This is a genomic window from Gordonia caeni, from assembly GCF_039537105.1.
Lineage (GTDB): Bacteria > Actinomycetota > Actinomycetes > Mycobacteriales > Mycobacteriaceae > Gordonia > Gordonia caeni.
Window position 1 is genome coordinate 78407 of sequence record NZ_BAAAZW010000010.1, and the last position, 21163, is coordinate 99569.

At 69.4% G+C, this 21163-nt stretch carries 17 protein-coding genes; 16 read left to right on the forward strand and 1 reads right to left on the reverse strand.

The window, feature by feature from the left end; translation table 11 throughout:
- The first annotated feature begins 18 nt into the window (after positions 1 to 18).
- Both ABD732_RS16090 and ABD732_RS16095 read left to right on the forward strand, forming a co-directional pair.
- Positions 19 to 1848 carry a hypothetical protein gene (locus ABD732_RS16090; RefSeq protein ID WP_344785494.1) on the forward strand — a complete coding sequence of 610 codons (1830 nt, stop codon included), beginning with the start codon at positions 19 to 21 and terminating at the stop codon, positions 1846 to 1848.
- Positions 1849 to 1913: 65 nt separating this feature from the next.
- Entirely contained in the window at positions 1914 to 4400 is a 2487-nt protein-coding gene (locus ABD732_RS16095; protein WP_344785495.1) for a UvrD-helicase domain-containing protein, read from the forward strand.
- A 50-nt stretch (positions 4401 to 4450) separates the two neighbouring features.
- Here the strand turns inward: ABD732_RS16095 and ABD732_RS16100 are convergent, their stop codons facing one another.
- A complete protein-coding gene (locus ABD732_RS16100; RefSeq protein ID WP_344785496.1) occupies positions 4451 to 5476 on the reverse strand; it encodes a M23 family metallopeptidase in 1026 nt (341 codons plus the stop codon).
- A gap of 343 nt (positions 5477 to 5819) precedes the next feature.
- Here ABD732_RS16100 and sucC point away from each other — a divergent pair, with 343 nt between their 5' ends.
- The 14 genes from sucC to ABD732_RS16170 all read left to right on the forward strand — a co-directional run bounded on the left by sucC (position 5820) and on the right by ABD732_RS16170 (position 21134).
- Positions 5820 to 6983, forward strand: a complete 1164-nt coding sequence (sucC, locus tag ABD732_RS16105) for an ADP-forming succinate--CoA ligase subunit beta (RefSeq protein ID WP_344785497.1) — start codon at positions 5820 to 5822, stop codon at positions 6981 to 6983.
- Positions 6984 to 6996: 13 nt separating this feature from the next.
- Positions 6997 to 7899, forward strand: coding sequence for a succinate--CoA ligase subunit alpha (gene sucD / locus ABD732_RS16110; RefSeq protein WP_344785498.1), 903 nt, complete (start codon positions 6997 to 6999; stop codon positions 7897 to 7899).
- A 451-nt stretch (positions 7900 to 8350) separates the two neighbouring features.
- Positions 8351 to 9976, forward strand: a complete 1626-nt coding sequence (locus tag ABD732_RS16115) for a hypothetical protein (protein WP_344785499.1) — start codon at positions 8351 to 8353, stop codon at positions 9974 to 9976.
- Entirely contained in the window at positions 9963 to 10796 is an 834-nt protein-coding gene (locus ABD732_RS16120; protein WP_344785500.1) for a hypothetical protein, read from the forward strand. The genes ABD732_RS16115 and ABD732_RS16120 overlap by 14 nt, the downstream gene beginning before the upstream one ends.
- 82 nt (positions 10797 to 10878) lie before the next feature.
- A complete protein-coding gene (locus ABD732_RS16125) occupies positions 10879 to 11532 on the forward strand; it encodes a hypothetical protein (protein WP_344785501.1) in 654 nt (217 codons plus the stop codon).
- A complete protein-coding gene (locus ABD732_RS16130) occupies positions 11529 to 11954 on the forward strand; it encodes an RDD family protein (RefSeq protein WP_344785502.1) in 426 nt (141 codons plus the stop codon). The genes ABD732_RS16125 and ABD732_RS16130 overlap by 4 nt, the downstream gene beginning before the upstream one ends.
- Before the next feature lie 5 nt (positions 11955 to 11959).
- Positions 11960 to 13420, forward strand: a complete 1461-nt coding sequence (locus ABD732_RS16135) for a carboxyl transferase domain-containing protein (protein WP_344785503.1) — start codon at positions 11960 to 11962, stop codon at positions 13418 to 13420.
- A 29-nt stretch (positions 13421 to 13449) separates the two neighbouring features.
- A complete protein-coding gene (locus ABD732_RS16140; RefSeq protein WP_344785504.1) occupies positions 13450 to 14163 on the forward strand; it encodes a DUF5336 domain-containing protein in 714 nt (237 codons plus the stop codon).
- Between the two features lie 5 nt (positions 14164 to 14168).
- Entirely contained in the window at positions 14169 to 14774 is a 606-nt protein-coding gene (locus ABD732_RS16145; RefSeq protein WP_344785505.1) for a TetR/AcrR family transcriptional regulator, read from the forward strand.
- Positions 14775 to 14870: 96 nt separating this feature from the next.
- On the forward strand, positions 14871 to 16451 hold the full coding sequence (locus ABD732_RS16150; protein WP_344785506.1) for a carboxyl transferase domain-containing protein: 1581 nt from the start codon (positions 14871 to 14873) through the stop codon (positions 16449 to 16451).
- 25 nt (positions 16452 to 16476) lie between these two features.
- Positions 16477 to 18615 (forward strand): acetyl/propionyl/methylcrotonyl-CoA carboxylase subunit alpha, encoded by a 2139-nt coding sequence (locus ABD732_RS16155; RefSeq protein WP_344785507.1) that lies wholly within the window; start codon positions 16477 to 16479, stop codon positions 18613 to 18615.
- Positions 18616 to 18628: 13 nt separating this feature from the next.
- A complete protein-coding gene (locus ABD732_RS16160; RefSeq protein ID WP_344785508.1) occupies positions 18629 to 19777 on the forward strand; it encodes an acyl-CoA dehydrogenase family protein in 1149 nt (382 codons plus the stop codon).
- On the forward strand, positions 19774 to 20280 hold the full coding sequence (locus ABD732_RS16165) for a MaoC family dehydratase (protein WP_344785509.1): 507 nt from the start codon (positions 19774 to 19776) through the stop codon (positions 20278 to 20280). The genes ABD732_RS16160 and ABD732_RS16165 overlap by 4 nt, the downstream gene beginning before the upstream one ends.
- On the forward strand, positions 20277 to 21134 hold the full coding sequence (locus ABD732_RS16170) for an HpcH/HpaI aldolase/citrate lyase family protein (protein WP_344785510.1): 858 nt from the start codon (positions 20277 to 20279) through the stop codon (positions 21132 to 21134). The genes ABD732_RS16165 and ABD732_RS16170 overlap by 4 nt, the downstream gene beginning before the upstream one ends.
- The last annotated feature ends 29 nt before the right edge of the window (positions 21135 to 21163 follow it).

Below are 21163 nucleotides of genomic sequence, written 5' to 3' on the forward strand. Positions count from 1 at the left end.
CGGTGCACACTGGTCTGCATGACCGATGAGCGCGCACCGGCCTTCTCCCGTATCACGATCGCCGCGACCGTCCTGATCGTCGCGCAGGCGGTGGTGCGCGCCGTGCTGGTGGCCCGCGGCGATTTCTACTGGGACGATCTGATCATCATCGGCCGCGCCTCCTCGCACCCGATCCTCAGCTGGGACTACCTGGGACACAGTCACGACGGGCACCTGATGCCCGGCGCCTTCCTCCTGGCCGGGCTGACGACGCTGGTGGCGCCGCTGCAGTGGTGGCTGCCCGCCGCCACCCTGGTGGTGCTGCAGCTGATCGCCTCGCTGGCGGTGTGGCGCATGCTCGCGATCATCACCCGCGGACCGGGGGCGCTGGTGGCGCTGGCCTGGTACCTGTTCGTGCCGATGACGGTCAGCGCTTACGTCTGGTGGGCGGCCGGGATCAACACCCTGCCCCTGCAGGCGGCGCTCGCCTTCGTCGTGGGCAACGCGGTGCTGCTGACCCGCGGCGGTCCCGATCGCCTCGGACCGGCCGTCCGCAAGCGGCTGGTGATCTGGTCGGTGATCGCCTTCGTCGTCGCACTGACCTTCTTCGAGAAGTCCCTGATGATCGTGCCGGTGGCCTTCGTCGCCGCGGTGCTCGCGGTGCGCAGCGAGCCCGGCGTCGGCACCGGCGACTACCGGAACTCGGCCGTGACCGTCGCCTTCACCCGCGCCCGCGCGCTGTGGGGCTGGCTCGCCGGACTGTTCGTGGCCTGGGCGGCGTTGTTCCTGGCGGTGTCCACGGCCACCGCGGGCTCGCATTCGTTCGGGCAGATGTGGAAGCTGGTCTGGCGCAGCATCAACAACGCCATGGTGCCGTCGACCGTCGGCGGGCCGTGGACGTGGGACCGCTGGATCCCGTCGCCGCCGATGGGTTTTCCGGCACTGTGGATGATCATCGCCGGCTGGGTGCTGATCGCTGCGGTCGCGGTGTGGTCGTGGCAGACGCGGCGCGGGGCCGTCGGTATCTGGCTGGCCGTGGTCGTCTACGCGGTCGGGGCGCAGCTGCCCGTCATGTGGAACCGGTCGAGCGAGGCCACCGCCCTGGAGCTGGCCCAGACCATGCGCTACCTGCCCGACACCGCCCTGGTGATCGCCGTCGCGATCGCACTGATGGCCGCGTCGCCCAAGCGCGGCGCGCACGGCGGGGCCCGGTCGGCCTCGCGCGGCGCGCCGATCGCCGCTGCGGCCGGGGCCTGCCTGCTGGTGGTCTCGGCGCTGGTGAGCACCTCGTCGTTCTCCACCTCCTGGCGCGACGATCCGACCGGCGACTACCTGGCCACCGCCCGGGCATCGCTGGCGGAGCACCAGGACCTGGTGATGTTCGATCAGGCGCTGCCGCTGGAGGTGCTGACCCCGGTGGCCTATCCGTACAACCAGATCAGCCGGGTCTTCGGCCGGGTAGAGGAACGGCCCGCCTTCGGCGAATACACCGACGAGCTGATGGTGCTCGACCAGCACGGCGAGATGGTGCCCGGCGGAGTCAGTCCGGTACGCGAGGTGAAGCCCAGCCGGGGGTCGTGCGGCCGGCCCACGCTGACCGGTCCGACGCGCCTGGAGTTGTCCGGCCCGCTGATCGACTGGCGGTGGACGGTGTCGCTGAGCTACTGCGCGAACCGAGACGGCGAGATCGAGGTCTCGCTGGGCGGTCGTGCGCTGCGGGTGCCGGTGCAGGCGGGTCTGCACCCGATCTACTTCCAGCTTCCGGGGAGCGGCGAGTCCCTCACCGTCCGCCCGCTGACCGAGGGCCTGGCCCTGCACACGGGTGCGGGACGCGTCGGCGAACCCATCGTCGCCGCCTTCGCGCCCTGAGCAGTCCCCGAATCCGGTTGTCCCCGAATCCGGGTGTCTGAGCCCGCCGGTACCCTGGACAAGCGATGACCACTAGTTCTGATCAGCTCCTCGACGGCCTCAATCCCCAGCAGCGCGCGGCGGTGCTCCATTCGGGGGCCCCGTTGCTCATCGTGGCCGGGGCCGGATCGGGGAAGACGGCGGTGCTGACCCGCCGGATCGCCTACCTGCTGGCCGAACGCGACGTGACCCCCGGTCAGATCCTGGCGATCACCTTCACCAACAAGGCCGCCGCCGAGATGCGCGAGCGGGTGATCGACCTGGTCGGCCCGCGCGCGAACTACATGTGGGTGTCCACCTTCCACTCGACGTGCGTCCGGATCCTGCGTGCGCAGTCGTCGCTGCTGCCGGGCCGCAACTCCAACTTCTCCATCTACGATTCCGACGACTCCCGCCGCTTGCTCGGCATGGTGGTCCGCGATCTGGCGCTGGACCCGAAGAAGTACAGCCCGCGCGGAGTGGCGACGGTGATCTCGAACTTCAAGAACGACCTCAAGTCCCCGGAGGAGGTGGCTGCGACCCTGGGTGAGATCCAGCCGCAGCAGGGGCAGACGGCCGAGGACATCGCCCGGATCTACGACGAGTATCAGCGCCGTCTGGCCGCGGCCAACGCCTTCGACTTCGACGACCTGATCGGTGAGTCGGTGGCGCTGCTGCAACGTCACCCCGACGTGGCCGAGTACTACCGTCGGCGCTTCCGGCACGTGCTGGTGGACGAGTACCAGGACACCAACCACGCGCAGTACGCCTTCGTGCGCGAACTGGTGGGGGAGCCGGGCGGCGGCGGCACCACACCGTCGGAACTGTGCGTGGTCGGCGACTCCGACCAGTCGATCTACGCCTTCCGCGGTGCGACGATCCGCAACATCGAAGAATTCGAGCGCGACTACCCGGACGCCGAGACCATCCTGCTGGAGCAGAATTACCGGTCCACCCAGACCATCCTCACCGCGGCCAACGCTGTGATCGCGCGGAATCCGAACCGGCGCGAGAAGAAGCTGTGGACCGACGCCGGCGACGGGGAACTGATCGTCGGGTACGTCGCCGACTCCGACCGCGACGAGGCCCGGTTCATCGCCACCGAGATCGACTCGCTGGCCGACTACTCGATCGGTGGTTCGGACTCGGTCAGCTACTCCGACATAGCCGTCTTCTACCGCACCAACACCGGTTCGCGGCCGCTCGAAGAGGCGTTCATCCGGCACGGCATCCCGTACAAGGTGGTCGGCGGCACGCGCTTCTACGAGCGCAAAGAGGTGCGCGACATCGTCGCCTACCTGCGCGTGGTGGCCAACCCCGACGACTCGGTGAGCCTGCGCCGGATCCTCAACACCCCGCGCCGCGGCATCGGCGCCCGCGCCGAGGCCTGCGTGGCCGTGCACTCGGAGAATCTGGGCATCAGCTTCTACCAGGCGCTGCTGGAGGCGGCCGAGGGCCGGGTGGCGCTGCTCAACACGCGGGCGGTCAAGCAGATCGGCGGGTTCGTCGACCTGATCGAGGGGTTGCGCCGCGACTTCCTGCTCTCCTTCGCCGCCGACGCCGACGGCGACGATGCGGTGGCCGACGCGAGCACCGAGGGCGCCGACATCGGCGATCTGGTCGAGGCGATCGTCGACCGCACCGGATACCGCACCGAACTCGAGGCCTCCAACGACCCGCAGGACGGCGCCCGTCTGGACAACCTGAACGAGCTGGTCGCCGTCGCGCACGACTTCAGCCTGGAAGCCGCGCAGCTCGACCTCGACGACGACGCCGACCTCGACGACGACGCCGATGCCGCCGATGCGGGCACCGACGTGGACGACCACGAAGGTGAGCCCGAACCCGGCTCCCTGGCGGCTTTCCTGGAGAAGGTCTCGCTGGTCGCCGACGCCGACCAGGTGCCCGACGAGGGCGAAGGCGTCGTCACGTTGATGACCCTGCACACCGCCAAGGGACTGGAGTTCCCGATGGTCTTCGTCACCGGCTGGGAGGACGGGCAGTTCCCGCACTCCCGCGCCCTCGGCGATCCGGCGGAGCTGAGCGAGGAACGCCGGCTGGCCTATGTCGGCATCACGCGTGCCCGCAAGCGGCTGTACGTCACCCGCGCGCTGATGCGCGCGGCCTGGGGGCAACCCGTGGAGAATCCGGAATCGCGCTTCCTGCAAGAGATTCCGCAGCATCTCCTGGATTGGCGGCGCACCGAGCCGCGGCGTTCCGAGCGCGGGGGTTTCGGCAGCCGGTCCACCGGACGGCCCTTCGGATTCGGCTCTGCTTCAGGAGGCGGGGCCTCGGGAGGGGCATCCCAGGGCCTGCGCGGGCGCACGTCGTATTCGTCGGATCCCACGCGCGGGAAGAACAAGTCGGTGGTCTACGAGATCGGCGACCGGATCAACCATCCGAAGTACGGGATGGGCAAGGCGGTGTCGAAGGTCGGTGCCGGGCCGACCGAGCAGATCACGTTCGATTTCGGCGGCACCATCGGCCGGGTCACGCTGCTGACGCTGGGTGGACTGCCGGGCGAGAAGCTGTAGCCGGGCCGGCCCGGCGAGGGGTCACGGCCGGGCGGCGGCGACGGGGACCGTCAGCCCGTGTACGACGACAGGCGGATGCCCTTGGAGGCCAGCCACGGCGCGGGATCGATCTTGTTGCTGCCGTTCTTCCACACCTCGAAGTGCAGGTGCGGGCCAGTGGAGAAGCCTTCGGATCCGACCAGGGCGATCACATCGCCCGCGGTGACCTTCTGGCCCTTCTGCACCAGCACGCCGGAACTGGCCATGTGGCCGTACATGGTGATGGTGCCGTCGTCGGCCTTCACCTGGACCCAGTTGCCGTACCCGGAGGCCGGACCGGCCTCGACCACGGTGCCGTCGGTGACGGCGTGGATCGGGGTGCCCAGCGGAGCGGCCAGGTCGAGGCCGCCGTGGAAGCTGCCCCACCGCATCGCGTAGCCGGAGGTGAACTGGTAGGTGCCCAGGGGGATGGGGGAGGTGTACAGCGGCTTGCGGGCGGCCGCCTCGCGCGCCGCGGCTGCGGCGGCCAGGCGCTTGCCGACGGCCAGCTGATCGCTGAAGCCGTCCATGTCGGCCTTGCTGGCGGCGGGCACGGCACCGCCGTCCAGATCCTCGGAGGCGGCGGCCAGCGCCGGGTTGGCGGTGGTGTCCGCGGCGGCTGCCGGGGTGGGGTCGGCGGGCGCAGGCTCGGCGCTGGTGCTCGAGTAGTCGCTGGAGCCGCCGACCGCGACGGCCACGGCGCCGGCGGCCACGGCGATCAGCGTGGCGCGGGCCTTCAGCGCGTTCGGGGGGCCGGCGCGATGACGTCCGCGCTTGCTCTCGGTGGGACCCGCGGTGACCGGAAGATCCTGGGTGGTGTGGGCCTCGACGGCGGCCTCGCTGGGGGCGCGCTCGGCGGTGACCGGTTCCGGAGTGCTGCCCGACCGGGTCGGGGTGACCGGGGTGGACCGGGTGACCGGGGTGGACTGGGACGCAGTGGACTGGGACGCAGTGGACCGGGCTGCGGCGGCGGGTGCAGCAGCGCTCAGCCCGAGGCGTACCGCGCGCGGCGGCAGCGGAATGTCCAGAGTGGTCGGATTGTCGTCGGAAACCGACATGGTCGGCTCGTCCAAACGGTCGACGACAGAAGTCGCCCCGCGTTGGCCGCGTGCAGCCAAGTCAGTCACCTCACTTCAAACTTCAGTTGTAACCATCCCGTTATCAACCTCATGCACGGTAACCAATCGACTCACCTTCCGTCCACCCGCAACCAGCTTGTCCAGGTCAGCGAGGGTCCGTCGGGGCGCTCACCGGCGGGTTCGTTTCTACTGACGGGTAAGTGATTCTTTGCACAAGGGCCGGGCCGGGGGCCAACGTGGCCCGCGTGCAGGACTACAGTTCTTTGTGGCCTGCGTTACCCACGCAGGTGTTCCCGTAACACACTCTCAGATGGTGAGCTGAATGGATCTATTCGAATACCAGGCGAAGGAGCTGTTCGTTAAGCACGGCGTCCCTTCGAGCGCGGGTTCCGTCGCCGACGCGACTGCCGACGCGCACGAGATCGCCAAGCAGATCGGCAAGGCCGTGATGGTCAAGGCCCAGGTCAAGACCGGTGGCCGCGGCAAGGCCGGTGGCGTGAAGTTCGCCGCCACCGCAGACGAAGCCCTCACTCACGCTGAAAACATCCTCGGCCTCGACATCAAGGGCCACATCGTCAAGAAGCTTCTGGTCACCGAGGCGAAGGACATCGCCGAGGAGTACTACATCTCCTTCCTGCTCGATCGGGCCAACCGGGACTACCTGGCCATGTGCTCGGTCGAGGGCGGCATGGAGATCGAAGAGGTGGCCGCCACCAAGCCCGACCGCCTCGCGAAGATCTCCATCGACCCCGTCGCCGGCGTCGACGTCGCCAAGGCCCGCGAGATCGCCAAGGCCGGTCACCTCCCGGAGGAGATCCTCGACGCGGCTGCGCACACCATCGCCAAGCTGTGGGAGGTCTTCGTCGAAGAGGACGCGCTGCTGGTGGAGGTCAACCCGCTGGTCCGCACCCCCGAGGACGAGATCCTGGCCCTCGACGGCAAGGTCACCCTGGACGGCAACGCCGACTTCCGGCATCCCGATCACGCCCTGTTCGAGGACAAGGACGCCACCGACCCCCTCGAGCTCAAGGCCAAGGAGCACGACCTCAACTACGTCAAGCTCGACGGTCAGGTCGGCGTCATCGGCAACGGTGCGGGTCTGGTCATGTCGACCCTGGACGTCGTCGCCTACGCCGGTGAGCTGCACGGCGGCGTGAAGCCCGCCAACTTCCTGGACATCGGCGGCGGCGCTTCGGCCGACGTGATGGCCGCCGGCCTGGACGTCATCCTCGGTGATGAGCAGGTTAAGAGCGTCTTCGTGAACGTCTTCGGCGGCATCACCGCCTGTGACGCGGTCGCCAACGGCATCGTCGGCGCGCTGGAGAAGCTCGGCGACGCCGCGAGCAAGCCGCTCGTCGTCCGGCTGGACGGCAACAAGGTGGAGGAAGGCCGGAAGATCCTGGCCGACGCGAACCACCCGCTGGTGACGCTCGCCGAATCCATGGACGAAGGCGCCGACAAGGCCGCCGAACTGGCGAACAAGTAAGGGGCCGAGAAACATGTCGATCTACCTCAACAGAGACAACAAGGTCATCGTCCAGGGCATCACCGGCGGTGAAGGCACCAAGCACACCGCCCTGATGCTCAAGGCGGGCACCAACATCGTCGGCGGCGTCAACGCCCGCAAGGCAGGCACCACCGTCAAGCACGTGGACGCCGCAGGCCGCGACATCGAGCTGCCGGTCTTCGCCAGCGTCGCCGAGGCCATGGAGGCCACCGGCGCCGACACCTCGATCGCCTTCGTGCCGCCGGCCTTCTCCAAGGACGCCATCATCGAGGCCATCGACGCGGAGATCCCGCTGCTGGTGGTCATCACCGAGGGCATTCCGGTGCAGGACTCGGCGTACGCCTGGGCCTACAACGTCGACAAGGGCGCCAAGACCCGCATCATCGGCCCGAACTGCCCCGGCATCATCACCCCGGGCGAGTCGCTGGTGGGCATCACGCCGAACAACATCACCGGTAAGGGCCCGATCGGCCTGGTGTCCAAGTCGGGCACCCTGACCTACCAGATGATGTACGAGCTGCGTGACCTCGGCTTCTCCACCGCCATCGGCATCGGCGGCGACCCGGTCATCGGCACCACCCACATCGACGCGATCGAGGCCTTCGAGAACGACCCGGAGACCAAGGTCATCGTGATGATCGGCGAGATCGGCGGCGACGCCGAGGAGCGTGCCGCCGACTACGTCAAGGCCAACGTCACCAAGCCGGTCGTCGGCTACGTCGCGGGCTTCACCGCCCCCGAGGGCAAGACCATGGGCCACGCCGGCGCCATCGTCTCGGGCAGCTCGGGCACCGCGCAGGCCAAGAAGGAGGCCCTCGAGGCCGCCGGAGTCAAGGTCGGCAAGACGCCGAGCGAGACCGCACGCTTGGCCCGCGAGATCTACGACGCACTGTAGGTCGGTCGCCGGACCCGAGCAGCGTCAGCTGCATGCAACGCCCCGGAGCAGCCAATGTGCCGCCCGGGGCGTTGCGCATCACGGAGTGGATAATTGCGGGATGAAGTCAGCATGGGATTGGGTGACGGAGCAATTCCGGGAGGGATGGGACGCCGAGCGTGTCGGCGTTCTGGTCCTGCTCTTCTTGGTGGTCGTCCGGTCGTTCGGCGCATGGTTTTCCAAGGGACAGCTGAGGCGAGTGCGCTGGCTCGCGTGGTATCGGCACCCGAGGCGATTGTCTCTTTCGGCAGATCACGAACAGCCCTGCTGGCGATGTCGTGGGCAGGTGTATCGGAGTCTGCGACTCGCCTTGGGTCTCGTTCAGCGGGGCAGGCCGCCGGCGGCCGCTAAGGTCGCACAGGATCTGATCGCCCCCTCGAACAACGATGCGTGCAGACGGTGCGGTGAATCCGTGGACGTGCTGCCATTCGACTCACCGCGGTACCGGTTTGCGCTCGCCGTGCTGACCGAGGCCATCGAACCAAGGTCGTCGACGCTTGTGGGGCGGTATCTCCTGGCAGATCGCTTTCAGCAGAACGATCAGCATCTGACCTTGTTGCTGGCTTATCTGCGACAGTTCGCGGGCCTGGAGCCCGCCGGCTTACCGGAGAACGTCCGGGACGTACGCGAGAACCTGATGGAGGCGGTTTCGGCCATCACCGGAGCGGTGGTACTCGCCGATGTCAGTGCGGCCCGGGCGCGATGTTTCGACCGTGTCGCGGTGTGGCACCGCGGAGCATGGCGCGGTGCCGAGAACGAGGCGTCGATCCGCCGAACCCGGTTCGACGCTCTGACGCGGAACCCGGGTACCGAGCCGTTGCTGATTTCCGAGTACGAGCGCTACGCGCATGGGTCGGCGAAGCAACTCGAGGACGTCGGTGACTACAACGGTCGTGTCCCCGTTCTCGGCTTCGTCGGTGCCCGCCAGCGGGCGGGTGTCGAAGGCGCCACATTGGTGGTGATCACCGACGAGACCGACTACGCGAGCACCGAACCGGTCGATCCTGCACGGGGGGCAGATCTGTCGGATCCAGACGAGACATGCTGCAAGAAGCTGCCGAGCAGATGGACGCCATCGGGCGCAGCGCGGTTCCAGGCGCTGGCGGCTAGGCCGCGCGGAGGTTCGGCGCCTTCGGTGCGGCCGATCGGGGCAGCGTTGATCGAGGGGCGCCGTGCTCCGCTGGTCAACGGCAAAGTCTGCCTTGTATCGGACACTCCTGACGGATGTTTTCTGGTGTTGATGCAGCGCAGCGCCCGTACCTCCAATGCTCCGAGCGTGCTAGGACCGACAGCGGGCGGCGTCGTCGAACTGCAGGTTCACGATGATCTGCGGGACGGCGACCCCTTCGGCGCCGTCGACATTCTGGGCGGCACGGCGCGCGAACTCACCGAGGAACTCGGTCTCACGAAGAGTGATTACATCCTCGAGCCCAGTTGCGCGTTTCTCTCCAACAGTGCTCCGCGCAGCATGAGTGAGAGCGTGATCACGAAGGGCGAGGTCCTTTGCACCGTGCTGTCGACCGGCCGGACCGCCCTTGGCCCGGATGGATTCCTCGAACGCCGATACCGGGCCTCGCCGAGCAAGGGCAGGTACGAGTCTGACGGCCTGCTCTTCGTGCCGATGGGAGATTGCGCACAAGATTTCGCGACCACCCTGTCGACGCATGCTTTCGTTCGCGGTGAGTCGCTGGTCTATCCAGCCGCGGCCGACAGGGAACGAATAGTCGCGAACCTGGAGCAGTCTGCACTCATCGGTGCGCTCTATGCATCAGCGATGTTGTACGGACCAACCGCGACGATCGAGGCCTTTTCGACGGGTGACTATTGGAGTACTCCCTGGTGGGCGCGCCGCTGGCCGGAAGGCACTCCACGTATCGTGCACGAGCCCGCCGCTTTGATCGCGAGTTCCACTGCCCGCGACTCTCCGCTGCCCGGGTGGGTCGACGGGCTGTTCGGCGTCGGCGCCTATTCTTCGGCCGCAGTGGGCTCCGGACTGCCGGGGCGCCCGGAGGAGGTCGGCGCCGATGGCTTTCAGTGAGGTCGAACGAACGATCGTGCAGAAGGGGTCCGGACCCGGCGCGGATGCCATCGGCGTCACCGAGAACCATGCAGCCGTGATCGACGGCACCACAGTGAGCGAACCCTGTGATTGCTGCGGGGATCGAGCGGGGATCCTCGCGGTGGAGGCAGTGCTTGAGGTCATCGATTCGCTTGCTGCCGACGCCGATCTGAGTGGGTTTCTCGGGACGATCGCGGAAACCTTCACCCGCCGGACGTGGGAGCTGGAGTGTCGCGGACGGGCGTGGGTCGCGAGTGCTGCGATGTACTCGGCGAGTCGGCGAGAAGTGTGGCTGATCGGTGACTCGGCCGCACTGGTGGACGGCTCGCATCATCAGCAGCGGAAACGGATCGACGTGGTCGCCGCGGCATTCCGCAGCGTCGTCGACCGGGCTGCGCTGGCCGGTGGCGCCACTATCGAGGAGCTCCGAAGCGACGACATCGGCCGAACGGCCATCCGGCCGCTGCTGACCCGTCAGCGCAATTTCCGCAACGATCTCTCTGCGGGGGACCTCGCGTGGGGCGCGCTGGCGCCGGAACCGACGCCGATCGAACTCTGCCGGGTCGTCGAGATTCCGCCGCGCACGGGAGGCCAGGACCTGGTCCTGGCGTCGGACGGCTATCCGCTGCTGTGGAACACCCTGGCCGAAAGCGAAGCTGCGCTCGCTGCCCGTATCCGGTCCGACCCGCTGATGATCGGGCCGGAGCCGGAGACGAAGGGGGTCGAGCCGGCGGCTGCATCGTTCGATGACCGAGCGTATCTGCGACTGCGATTGACCGACTCAGCGGCTCGACCGTAGTCATTGTTGCCTGACACGGACGAGATGGGGAGAGTCACTGGTCAGGCTCCCGGGGCACCTGCGGATGCGGCATACTGAGCGCGTGACTGACGTGACGGGGGAGACACGTGGCAACGGCCTTGCGGCCCTTGCCCGGTCGGCCACGTCGGCGGTCTTCGCGATCCCGCGGGAGGTGGCCTCGGCGGCCGTCGCCGTGCCCCGTTCGGTCCTGTACGCCGTGCTCGACGAGGTCTTCGGCTATCTGGCCGAGGCCGACCTCACGGCCGTGCTGCTGTCGGCGGTCGACTTCGACCGCGTCCTCGGCGCCCTCGATGTGCAGCAGTTGTTGCAGCGGCTGGACCTCAACGCGGTCTTGGCGGACGTGGATTTGAACGCTCTCCTGGCCGACGTCGATCTGAACGTCCTGCTGGCCGACGTCGACCTGAACCCGCTGATCGCGCGCCTGGATCTGAATCCGGCCGTGGCCGCCCTCGACCTGCAGTCGGTGATCGCGCGACTGGACATGAACAAGATCCTGGAGGGCGTCGACATCGATGCGATCCTGGTCCGCACCGACATCGCCACCGTCGCCTCCAGCGTGGTCGACGAGATCGACTTGAACTCGATCGTGCGCGATGCGAGTGCCTCGGTGACCACCGAGATGATCACCGATGTGCGCAGCGGCAGCGAACGGGCCGACGACCGCGTTGAGGTCTTCGTCAACCGCATGCTGCGCCGCAAGGACGGCGACTCGTGACAGCGGCGCGCAACGCCGGCGTCGTGAGCCGGTCGATCGCCGCCGTCATCGATCTGGTGACCGTGCTCGCGATGCTCGCCGGCATCTACATCGCGGTGGTCTTCATCAACTTCGTCATCGACGTCCGCAGCTTCACCTTCCCGACGGTGCCCTGGCTGTTCACGGTGCCCGGCTTCCTCGGCGCCTGCATCCTGTACCAGGTCTTCTGCTGGGCGGCCTTCGGTCACACCCTCGGGCAGGCGGTGATGGGACTGCGCGTGGTGCGGCGCAAGAGCGACACCAACCTGCATCTGCTGCAGGGCCTCGGCCGGGCCTCGATCTGCACGTTGTTCCCGCTGGGGCTGGCGTGGGTGCTGGTGTCTCCGCAGCGCCGCTCGCTGCAGGACATCGCCGCCCGCACGCGTGTGATCTACGAGCGGTGAGTCCGATGCCGTTCACTCCGCAGTCCTGGCCGCCGCACTCCCGGCGCCGCAGTGCGCGCGAGGTGATCGCGGCGCTGGTGGGAAGGACGTGGCAGAGCTGGGACGAGCCGGTGCGGACTCGGGACGAGCAGGAGCCGGGCGATCCCGGGTACGCCGAACAGCTGGCCCGCGCCCGCGAGCGCACCGGGTGCGACGAGTCGATCCTGACCGGTGCGGGGACCGTGGCCGTGCCCGGCAGCGACGACCGCCGCCGGGTGGTGCTGATCGTCAGCGAGTTCGGCTTCCTGGGCGGCTCGATCGGTGAGGCGGCCGGCCGTCGCGTCGTGGCCGCCTTGCGCCGGGCCACCGAACTGCAACTGCCCGTGCTGGCTCTGCCGGCCTCGGGCGGCACACGCATGCAGGAGGGCACCCCGGCCTTCCTGCAGATGGCAGCGATCACCGCCGCGGTGAATGCGCACCGCCGGGCGGGACTGCTGTATCTGGTGTATCTGCGCGATCCGGTCACCGGGGGAGTGCTGGCCTCGTGGGGTTCGCTGGGGCACGCGATGTGGGCCGAGCCGGGAGCGCTGATCGGTTTCCTGGGGCCGAAGGTGTACCGGGCGCTGCTGCACCAGGATTTTCCGGCGGGCGTGCAGCGGGCCGAGAATCTGCACGAGCACGGCGTGGTCGATGCGGTGGTGCCGTTCGACGAGCTGCCGGCGCGGCTCGCCCGATTCCTGCAGATCCGGAACGCGATGGCCGATCCGCTGGCCGTCGAACGGCTGCCCGCTCACCGGTTCGGCCGCCCGGCCACGGCCTGGGAGGCGGTGGAGATCACCCGGGATCCGGACCGGCCGGGGCTGGCGCGGCTGCTGGAGTCGGTGCCCACGGCGATGATCGTCGACCACGGGCCGATCCGGGTGGCGCTCGCTCAGCTCGGCGATCATGCGGTGGTGCTGGTCGGCGCCGATGCGCCCACCCAGGAGGGCGGGCGGCTGATCGACGTCGACGCGCTGGGGCGCGCCCGGCGCGGGATCACGCTGGCGGCAGAGCTGGGGTTGCCGCTGGTGACACTGATCGACACCCCCGGCGCCGAACTGTCGGTGCGCGCCGAACAGGAGGGTCTCGCCGGGGAGATCGCGGACTGCCTGGCCGAGTTGCTGGCGGTGAACGTGCCGACGGTGTCGATCCTGTTCGGCCAGGGCGCCGGCGGCGCGGCGCTGGCGCTGTTCCCCGCAGATCGGGTGATCGCCGCGCGGGACGCGTGGCTGGCGCCGCTGCCTCCGGAAGGAGCCGCGGCACTGGTCCTCGGTGATCCCGGCGAGGCCGCCGAACTGGTGGGGCCGCAACGGATCTGGGCCGCCGATCTGCTGAAGCAAGGGATCGTGGACGATCTCGCGGCCGGCTACGCCCAGGTGATCGGCTACGTGGTCGAGTACCTCGATCAGCGTCCACGGCCGCAGTTCGAGCGTCGTCCACGCGGGTGACCGCCGTTCTCGGATGGTTCAATACCCGCATGAGCGAGAACGAGAACTTCGGCCGGCAGCAGTGGGGCGCCGTTCCCCAGAATCCGACCGGCCCCACCCCGGGCCCGGGCCAGCCGACGCAGCACACCGGGGGCCCGTACCCCGGGTACGGGCCGCCGACCGTGGGCGGCTACCCGGGCCAGCCCGGTCCGGGACCCCAGCCGGGCCCGGGACCCCAGCCGGGGCCGGGACAGCAGTACGGTCCGGGTCCGCAGTACGGTCAGCCGCCGTTCGGCGCGCCGCCCGCGGCGCCGTCGTTCTTCGCGGCGCTGCCGCTGCCGATCAAGCTGGCGATCGGTTCGGGTGCGGCCGGTGTGATCACCTTCTTCATGGGGTTCCTGTCGTGGGTGAGCGTGAGCCAGAACATCGACTCCCGCGCCGAGGAGTGGGCCGGCCAGCAGTCCGGTGACGTCGGGATCCCGGCCTTCCTGACGATGGTCTTCACCCCCGGCCTGTTCCTGCTCCTGCTGGGCGCCGCCGGCGTGGCATCCTTCGCCTTCGTCGCGGCCAAGTGGCGCCGGTACCTGCCGCACATCGCGTTCCTGGTTGTCCTCGCGTGGCTCGGCCTGCTGGCCTGCGCACTCGGACTCCCGACGTTCATCGACCTCGGCGTGGGCGCGATCATCGCGCTGATCCTCGGGGCGGCCCAGCTCGGCCTCATCGGGACCGCCGTGGTGATGGACGGGCTCGACGACAAGCAGTGACCGCGATGACCGGTCCCGAACCGGCTCCCACGACGCGCCGCGGCCAGGCCAAGGCGGCGCGTCGCGCCGAACTGCTCGCCGCCGCGGCCCGTCAGATGGCCGACCGCGGCTTCGCGGCGGTCCGGCTCGAGGACATCGGCGCCGAGGTGGGCGTCAGCGGGCCGGCCATGTACCGGCACTTCGCCTCGAAGACCGACGTCCTCGACCAGCTGCTGCTGGACATCAGCGAACGCCTGCACGCCGGGGGAGCCGAGGTGATCGAGCGGGGCGGGGCGCCGGAGGAGGTGCTGCGCAATCTGGTCGAGTTCCACATCGACGTCTTGGTGACCAAGCCGGATCTGATCGCCATCCAGGATCGCGACCTGGCTTCGCTGACCCCCGAGGCCAACCACCGGGTGCGTTCGTTGCAGCGGCGCTACGTGGAGAACTGGGTGGCGGTGCTGCTCGACATCGCGGCGGCGCAGGGCCGTCCGCTGACCGCCGAAGCCGCGCGGGTGCGCGCCCACGCGGCCTTCGGCCTGCTCAATTCCTCGCCGCGGCTGCCCGCCTATCCCGAAGACGAACTGCGGGGCCTGCTCACCGATATGGCCATGGCGGCCCTGTCTGTCTGAGCGGGGGTCGGTTCAGTTCGCGTATCCGCTGTACGTCGTGAGGCGAGTCACGTACACTCACTTTCAGTTAATCGTCGATAACTGAAAGGGGCGTCGATGACCACGGTGGACGAAGCCACTCCGGCGGCGCAGCACCACGCCAATGTCGAGGTTCTCCGCGAGCGCCTGACCGCGGCCGCCGCCGGCGGCGGCCAGAAGGCCCGCGACCGGCACCTCTCGCGCGGCAAGCTCCTGCCGCGCGATCGTGTGGACGGACTGCTCGATCCCGGCTCGCCGTTCCTGGAGGTGGCCCCGCTCGCCGCCTTCGACATGTACGACGGCAAGGCCCCCGGGGCCGGCGTGGTGGCCGGTATCGGCCGGATCCACGGCCGCGAATGCATGATCGTCGCCAACGACGCCACCGTCTCCGGCGGCACCTACTACCCGGTGACGGTCAAAAAGCATCTGCGGGCGCAGGAGATCGCCGCCGCCAATCGGCTGCCCTGCATCTACCTGGTCGACTCCGGCGGGGCCATGCTGCTGAACCAGGACGACGTCTTCCCCGACCGCGACCATTTCGGCCGGATCTTCTACAACCAGGCCACAATGAGCGCCGCCGGGATCCCGCAGATCTCCGCGGTCCTCGGCTCGTCCACGGCCGGCGGCGCCTACGTGCCGGCGATGAGTGACGAGAACGTGATCGTCCGCGACCAAGGCACCATCTTCCTCGCGGGGCCCCCGCTGGTGAAGGCCGCCACCGGCGAGGACGTGACCGCCGAAGACCTCGGCGGCGGCGCCATGCACTCCACGGTCTCCGGCGTCACCGACCACCTGGTCGACAACGACGAGCAGGCGCTGGCGAAGGTCCGCGAGATCATCGCCACCCTCGGTCCGCGCGAGCCCGCGCAGTGGGACACCGTGCCCACCCGCGCGCCCCAGCGCCCGCAGACCGACCTGTACGACGCGGTGCCCACCGACCCGCGCATCCCGTACGACGTCCGCGAGGTGATCGAGACCATCTCCGACGGCGGCGAATACACCGAGTTCAAGGCCGGCTACGGCAGTTCCCTGGTGACCGCCTTCGCCACCGTCCACGGCCACCCGGTCGGCTTCGTCGCCAACAACGGCGTGCTGTTCTCCGAGTCCGCGCTCAAGGGCGCGCACTTCATCGAACTCTGCGACCGCCGGCGCATCCCGCTGATCTTTCTGCAGAACATCACCGGCTTCATGGTCGGCCGCCAGTACGAGGAAGGTGGCATCGCCAAGAACGGCGCCAAGATGGTCACCGCCGTGGCCTGCGCCCGCGTGCCCAAGCTGACCGTGATGATCGGGGGCTCCTTCGGGGCCGGCAACTACTCGATGTGCGGGCGCGCCTACTCGCCGCGATTCCTGTGGATGTGGCCCAACGCGCGCATCTCGGTGATGGGCGGTCCGCAGGCGGCCGACACCCTCGCCACCGTGCGCCGCGCCCAGTACGAGCGGTCCGGCAAGGAGTGGACCGCGGCCGACGAGGAGGCCTTCAAGGAGCCGATCCGCGAGCAGTTCCAGGAGCAGTCGGACGCGTACTACTCCACCGCGCGACTGTGGGACGACGGGATCATCGACCCCGCCGACACCCGCACCGTGCTCGGCCTGGCCCTCGAGGCCTGCCGCTACGCCCCGCTCGACGATGTCAGCAACGGCGTCTTCCGGATGTGACCCCGCGACCAGCTCAGGATAGAAGATGACTACCGCAATCCCCGTTCTGATTCCCGAGTCCGCGACCGGCGGACCCGCCCCGACCGTCCGCAGCGTCCTGGTGGCCAACCGCGGCGAGATCGCCTGCCGCGTGATCGAGACCCTGCGCGCCATGGGCCTGCGATCGATCGCCGTCTACTCCGACGCCGACGCGCACGCCCCGCACGTGCGAGCGGCCGACGTCGCCGTGCGCCTGGGCCCGGCCCCGGCCGCCCAGAGCTACCTCGACATCGGCAAGGTGGTCCGCGCCGCCCAGGAGACCGGCGCCGACGCCGTCCACCCGGGCTACGGCTTCCTGTCGGAGAACCAGGAGTTCGCCGCCGCGCTGGCCGAGGCCGGCATCGTGTTCATCGGTCCGCCGGCGCAGGCCATCGCCACCATGGGCGACAAGATCACCGCCCGCGCCGCCGTCACCGACCGCGACGTGCCGGTGGTGCCCGGGCTGTCCCGCCCGGGCCTGACCGACGACGAACTGATCGCCGCCGCGCCGGAGATCGGTTTCCCGGTGCTGATCAAGCCCAGTGCCGGCGGCGGCGGCAAAGGCATGCACCGCGTCGAGGGCCTCGCCGACCTGGCCGAGGCGCTGGTGACCGCTCGTCGTGAGGCCGCGTCGGCCTTCGGCGACGACGCCTTGTTCCTAGAGCACTTCGTGCTCACCCCGCGGCACATCGAGGTGCAGGTGCTGGCCGACACCCACGGCAACGTCATCCACCTCGGCGAGCGGGAGTGCTCGCTGCAGCGCCGTCACCAGAAGGTGATCGAGGAGGCGCCCTCGGCCCTGTTGAACCCGCAGACGCGCGCCCGGATCGGGCAGGCGGCCTGCGACGCCGCCCGCAGCGTCGGCTACACCGGCGCGGGCACCGTCGAGTTCATCGTCTCGGCCACCGCCCCCGACGACTTCTACTTCATGGAGATGAACACCCGTCTGCAGGTGGAGCATCCGGTCACCGAGATGGTGACCGGCATCGACCTGGTGGAGCAGCAGATCCGCATCGCCCGCGGCGAAACGCTGTCGATCACCCAGGACGAGGTGGTCCTCACCGGACACGCGGTGGAGGCACGCGTCTACGCCGAAGACCCGGCGCAGGGCTTCCTGCCCACCGGCGGCACCGTGCACACCCTGGCCTGGCCGGGCGGGGCGCCCGGCTTGGAAGGGCACGGCGGGGTCCGGGTCGACTCGGGCATCGACGACGGCTCGGTGATCGGCTCCGACTACGACCCGATGCTGGCCAAGGTGATCTGCCACGGCGCCGATCGCACCGAGGCGCTGGACCGGCTCGACGAGGCACTGGCCAAGACCGTCCTGGTGGGGGTGGGCACCAACATCGACTTCTGCCGCCATGTGCTCGCGCAGCCGCAGGTGCGGGCCGGTGAGCTCGACACCGAACTGCTCGACCGGCTGGTGGTGGACTACTCCGCGCCCGCCCCGACGCCGGCGGCATTGGTCGCCGGCGCGCTCGGCACGCTCGATCTGGGCAGCACCGACGACGTGTGGAGCAGCGCCGTCGCCTTCCGCATCGGCGTGCCCTCGCCGATCGTCACCCGCCTGGTCTGCGACGGGAAGCGGTACACGGTGTCGGCGCTGGTCGCCAACCCGGAGTCGCGCCGGGTACCGGCGCCCGGCGCCCCCCGCACCCTGCACGCCGACGTCACGATCACCGACGAGGAGGGCGCAGAGCTGTGGCGCGGCGCGGTCTACCTCAAGCCGCGCGGCGAGCACGCTGTCACCGTCCGCTGCGACGGGATCGGGTCGCGCTGGGTGGTCCAGCAGACCTCCGGTGCGCGCCGCTGGGTCTGCGGCGAGGACGGCACCTGGGTGATGGGCCTGGCGCACACCCTGGCCTCCTCCGACGAGGCGGCGACCGCCGGGGACGTCCGCAGTCCCATGCCGGGCACCGTCGTGGCGGTGCCGGGAGCCGACGGCGAGACCGTCGAGGCGGGCGAGGCCCTCGTCGTCGTCGAAGCCATGAAGATGGAGCACACGCTGCGGGCGCCGGTGGCCGGGATCGCGCAGATCTCGGTGCGGGCCGGGCAGAAGGTCGACGCCCAGCAGGTGCTGGCGCACGTCGTCGATCCCACCGCTGTCGATCCCACCGATGTCGATCCCACCGATCAAGAGAACTAGAGGAACCGAGAACATGGAACTGAGCCAGGAGTACGCCGATCTGGTCGGCAGCGTCCGCGACTTCGCGCAGCAGGTGGTCGCGCCGGTGTCGTACCAGCACGACCGGGACAAGACCTTCCCCTACGAGGTCGTCGAGCAGATGGGCGAGATGGGCCTGTTCGGCCTGCCATTCCCGGAGGAGTACGGCGGCATGGGCGGCGACTACTTCGCTCTCGCGCTCGCCCTGGAGGAGCTCGGCAAGGTCGACCAATCGGTGGCGATGACGCTGGAGGCCGGCGTCGGCCTCGGCGCCATGCCGATCTTCAAGTTCGGCACCGCGGAACAGAAGGAACGCTGGCTGCCCGATCTCGTGGCCGGCCGGCGGATCGCCGGCTTCGGCCTGACCGAGCCGGGGGCCGGCAGTGACGCCGGTGCGACGGCCACCACGGCGGTCGAGGACGGCGCCGACTGGGTGATCAACGGCGCCAAGCAGTTCATCACCAACTCGGGCACCGACATCACCTCGCTGGTGACCGTCACCGCGGTCACCGGCACCCGGGAGGACGGTGGCAAGGAGATCTCGACGATCATCGTGCCCGCGGACACCCCCGGCTTCGTCGCCGAACCGGCCTACGACAAGGTCGGCTGGCACGCCTCGGACACCCATCCGCTGAGCTTCAGCGATGCGCGCGTCCCCCGCGAGAACCTCCTCGGTACCCGCGGGCGCGGCTACGCCAACTTCCTGTCGATCCTCGACGAGGGCCGCATCGCGATCGCCGGCGTGGCGACGGGCGTGGCGCAGGGCTGCGTCGACGAATCCATCAAGTACGCCGCCGAGCGCAAGTCCTTCGGCAAGCCGATCAACGAATACCAGTCGGTGTCGTTCGCGATCGCCCGCATGGAGGCCCGCGCGCACGTCGCCCGCACCGCCTACTACGACGCCGCGGCCAAGATGCTCGCCGGCAAGCCGTTCAAGAAGGAGGCCTCGATCGCCAAGATGATCTCCAGCGAGGCAGCCATGGACAATGCGCGCACGGCCACCCAGATCCACGGCGGCTACGGCTTCATGAACGAGTACCCGGTGGCCCGGCACTACCGCGACTCCAAGATCCTGGAGATCGGCGAGGGCACCACCGAGGTCCAGCTGATGCTGATCGCCCGTTCGCTGGGACTGCCGTCATGAGCGGTCCGGACGAACGCGGCGGCCCGCGGATCACCCAGCGCGGCTTGTGGTTCGAGGAGTTCGAGGTCGGTGCCGTCTACGAGCACCGGCCCGGCCGCACCATCACCGAGGCCGACAACGTCCTGTTCACCACCCTCACGATGAACACGCAGGCCCTGCACCTGGACGCCGCCTGGTCGGCCACGCAGCCGGGATTCGACGGCGAGCGGCTGGTGAACTCGATGCTGACGCTGTCGACCATCGTCGGTCTGTCGGTGGCCCAGCTGACGCAGGGCACCCTGGTGGCGAACCTCGGGTTCTCCGACATCGCCTTCCCGGCGCCGATGTTCGCCGGGGACACGCTGTACGCCGAAACCGAATGCACCGGCAAACGCGAGTCCAAGTCCCGACCGGGGGAGGGAGTGGTGAACTTGACCCACATCGGCCGCAATCAGCACGGCGAGATCGTCGCGCGCGCCGCCCGGTCGACGCTGGTGCGCCTGAACCCGGAAGGACCGTCATGACCGACTCATCCCCGCACACCGCGCCCTGGACTCCGGCCGGTCCCGCGCTGCTGTTCTGCCCGGCCGACCGTCCCGAGCGTTACGCCAAGGCCGCCGAACGTGCCGACGTGGTGATCCTGGACCTTGAAGATGCCGTCGCCCCGGAGAACAAGGCCGCCGCGCGCACCGCCCTGATCGACACCCCGCTCGACCCCGACCGGGTGATCGTGCGCGTCAACCCGGCCGGCACCGACGAGCACGCCGCCGACCTGGCGGCACTGGCCCAGACGTCGTACCGGGTGATCATGCTGGCCAAGGCCGAGGACCCGGCGGCCGTGGCCGCCCTGGACTACGCGGTGATCGGCCTGATCGAGACGCCGCTGGGGGCGGTGCGCTGCGAGGAGATCGCGGCCGTCGGCAACTGCGCCGGCCTGATGTGGGGCGCCGAGGACCTGGTGGCCGGGCTGGGCGGCAAGAGCAGCCGGTTCGGCACCGAGGAGCCCGGCGCCGGCGGCTATCGCAGCGTCCCGTCCCATGTCCGGGCGCGAGTCCGGCTGGCGGCCGGCGCCTTCGGCAAGGCCGCGATCGACGCCGTGCACCTCGACATCGCCGACGTGGTCGGCCTCGACTTCGAGGTCCGCGACGCGGTGGCACTCGGCTATGCCGCGACCGCCTGCATCCATCCGGCGCAGGTGCCGGTGGTGCGCGACGGCTACGCCCCGTCACCCCAGGAGGTCACGTGGGCGCGCCAGGTGCTCGCCGAGTCCGAGCGGCACGGCGGCGGCGTCTTCACCTTCGAAGGTCAGATGGTGGACGCCCCCGTCTTCGGCCAAGCCCTGGCGGTGCTCCGGCGCGCCGGTGAGAACCCCTTCTGACCCCGACGATCCCGACAACCAGCAGGAAC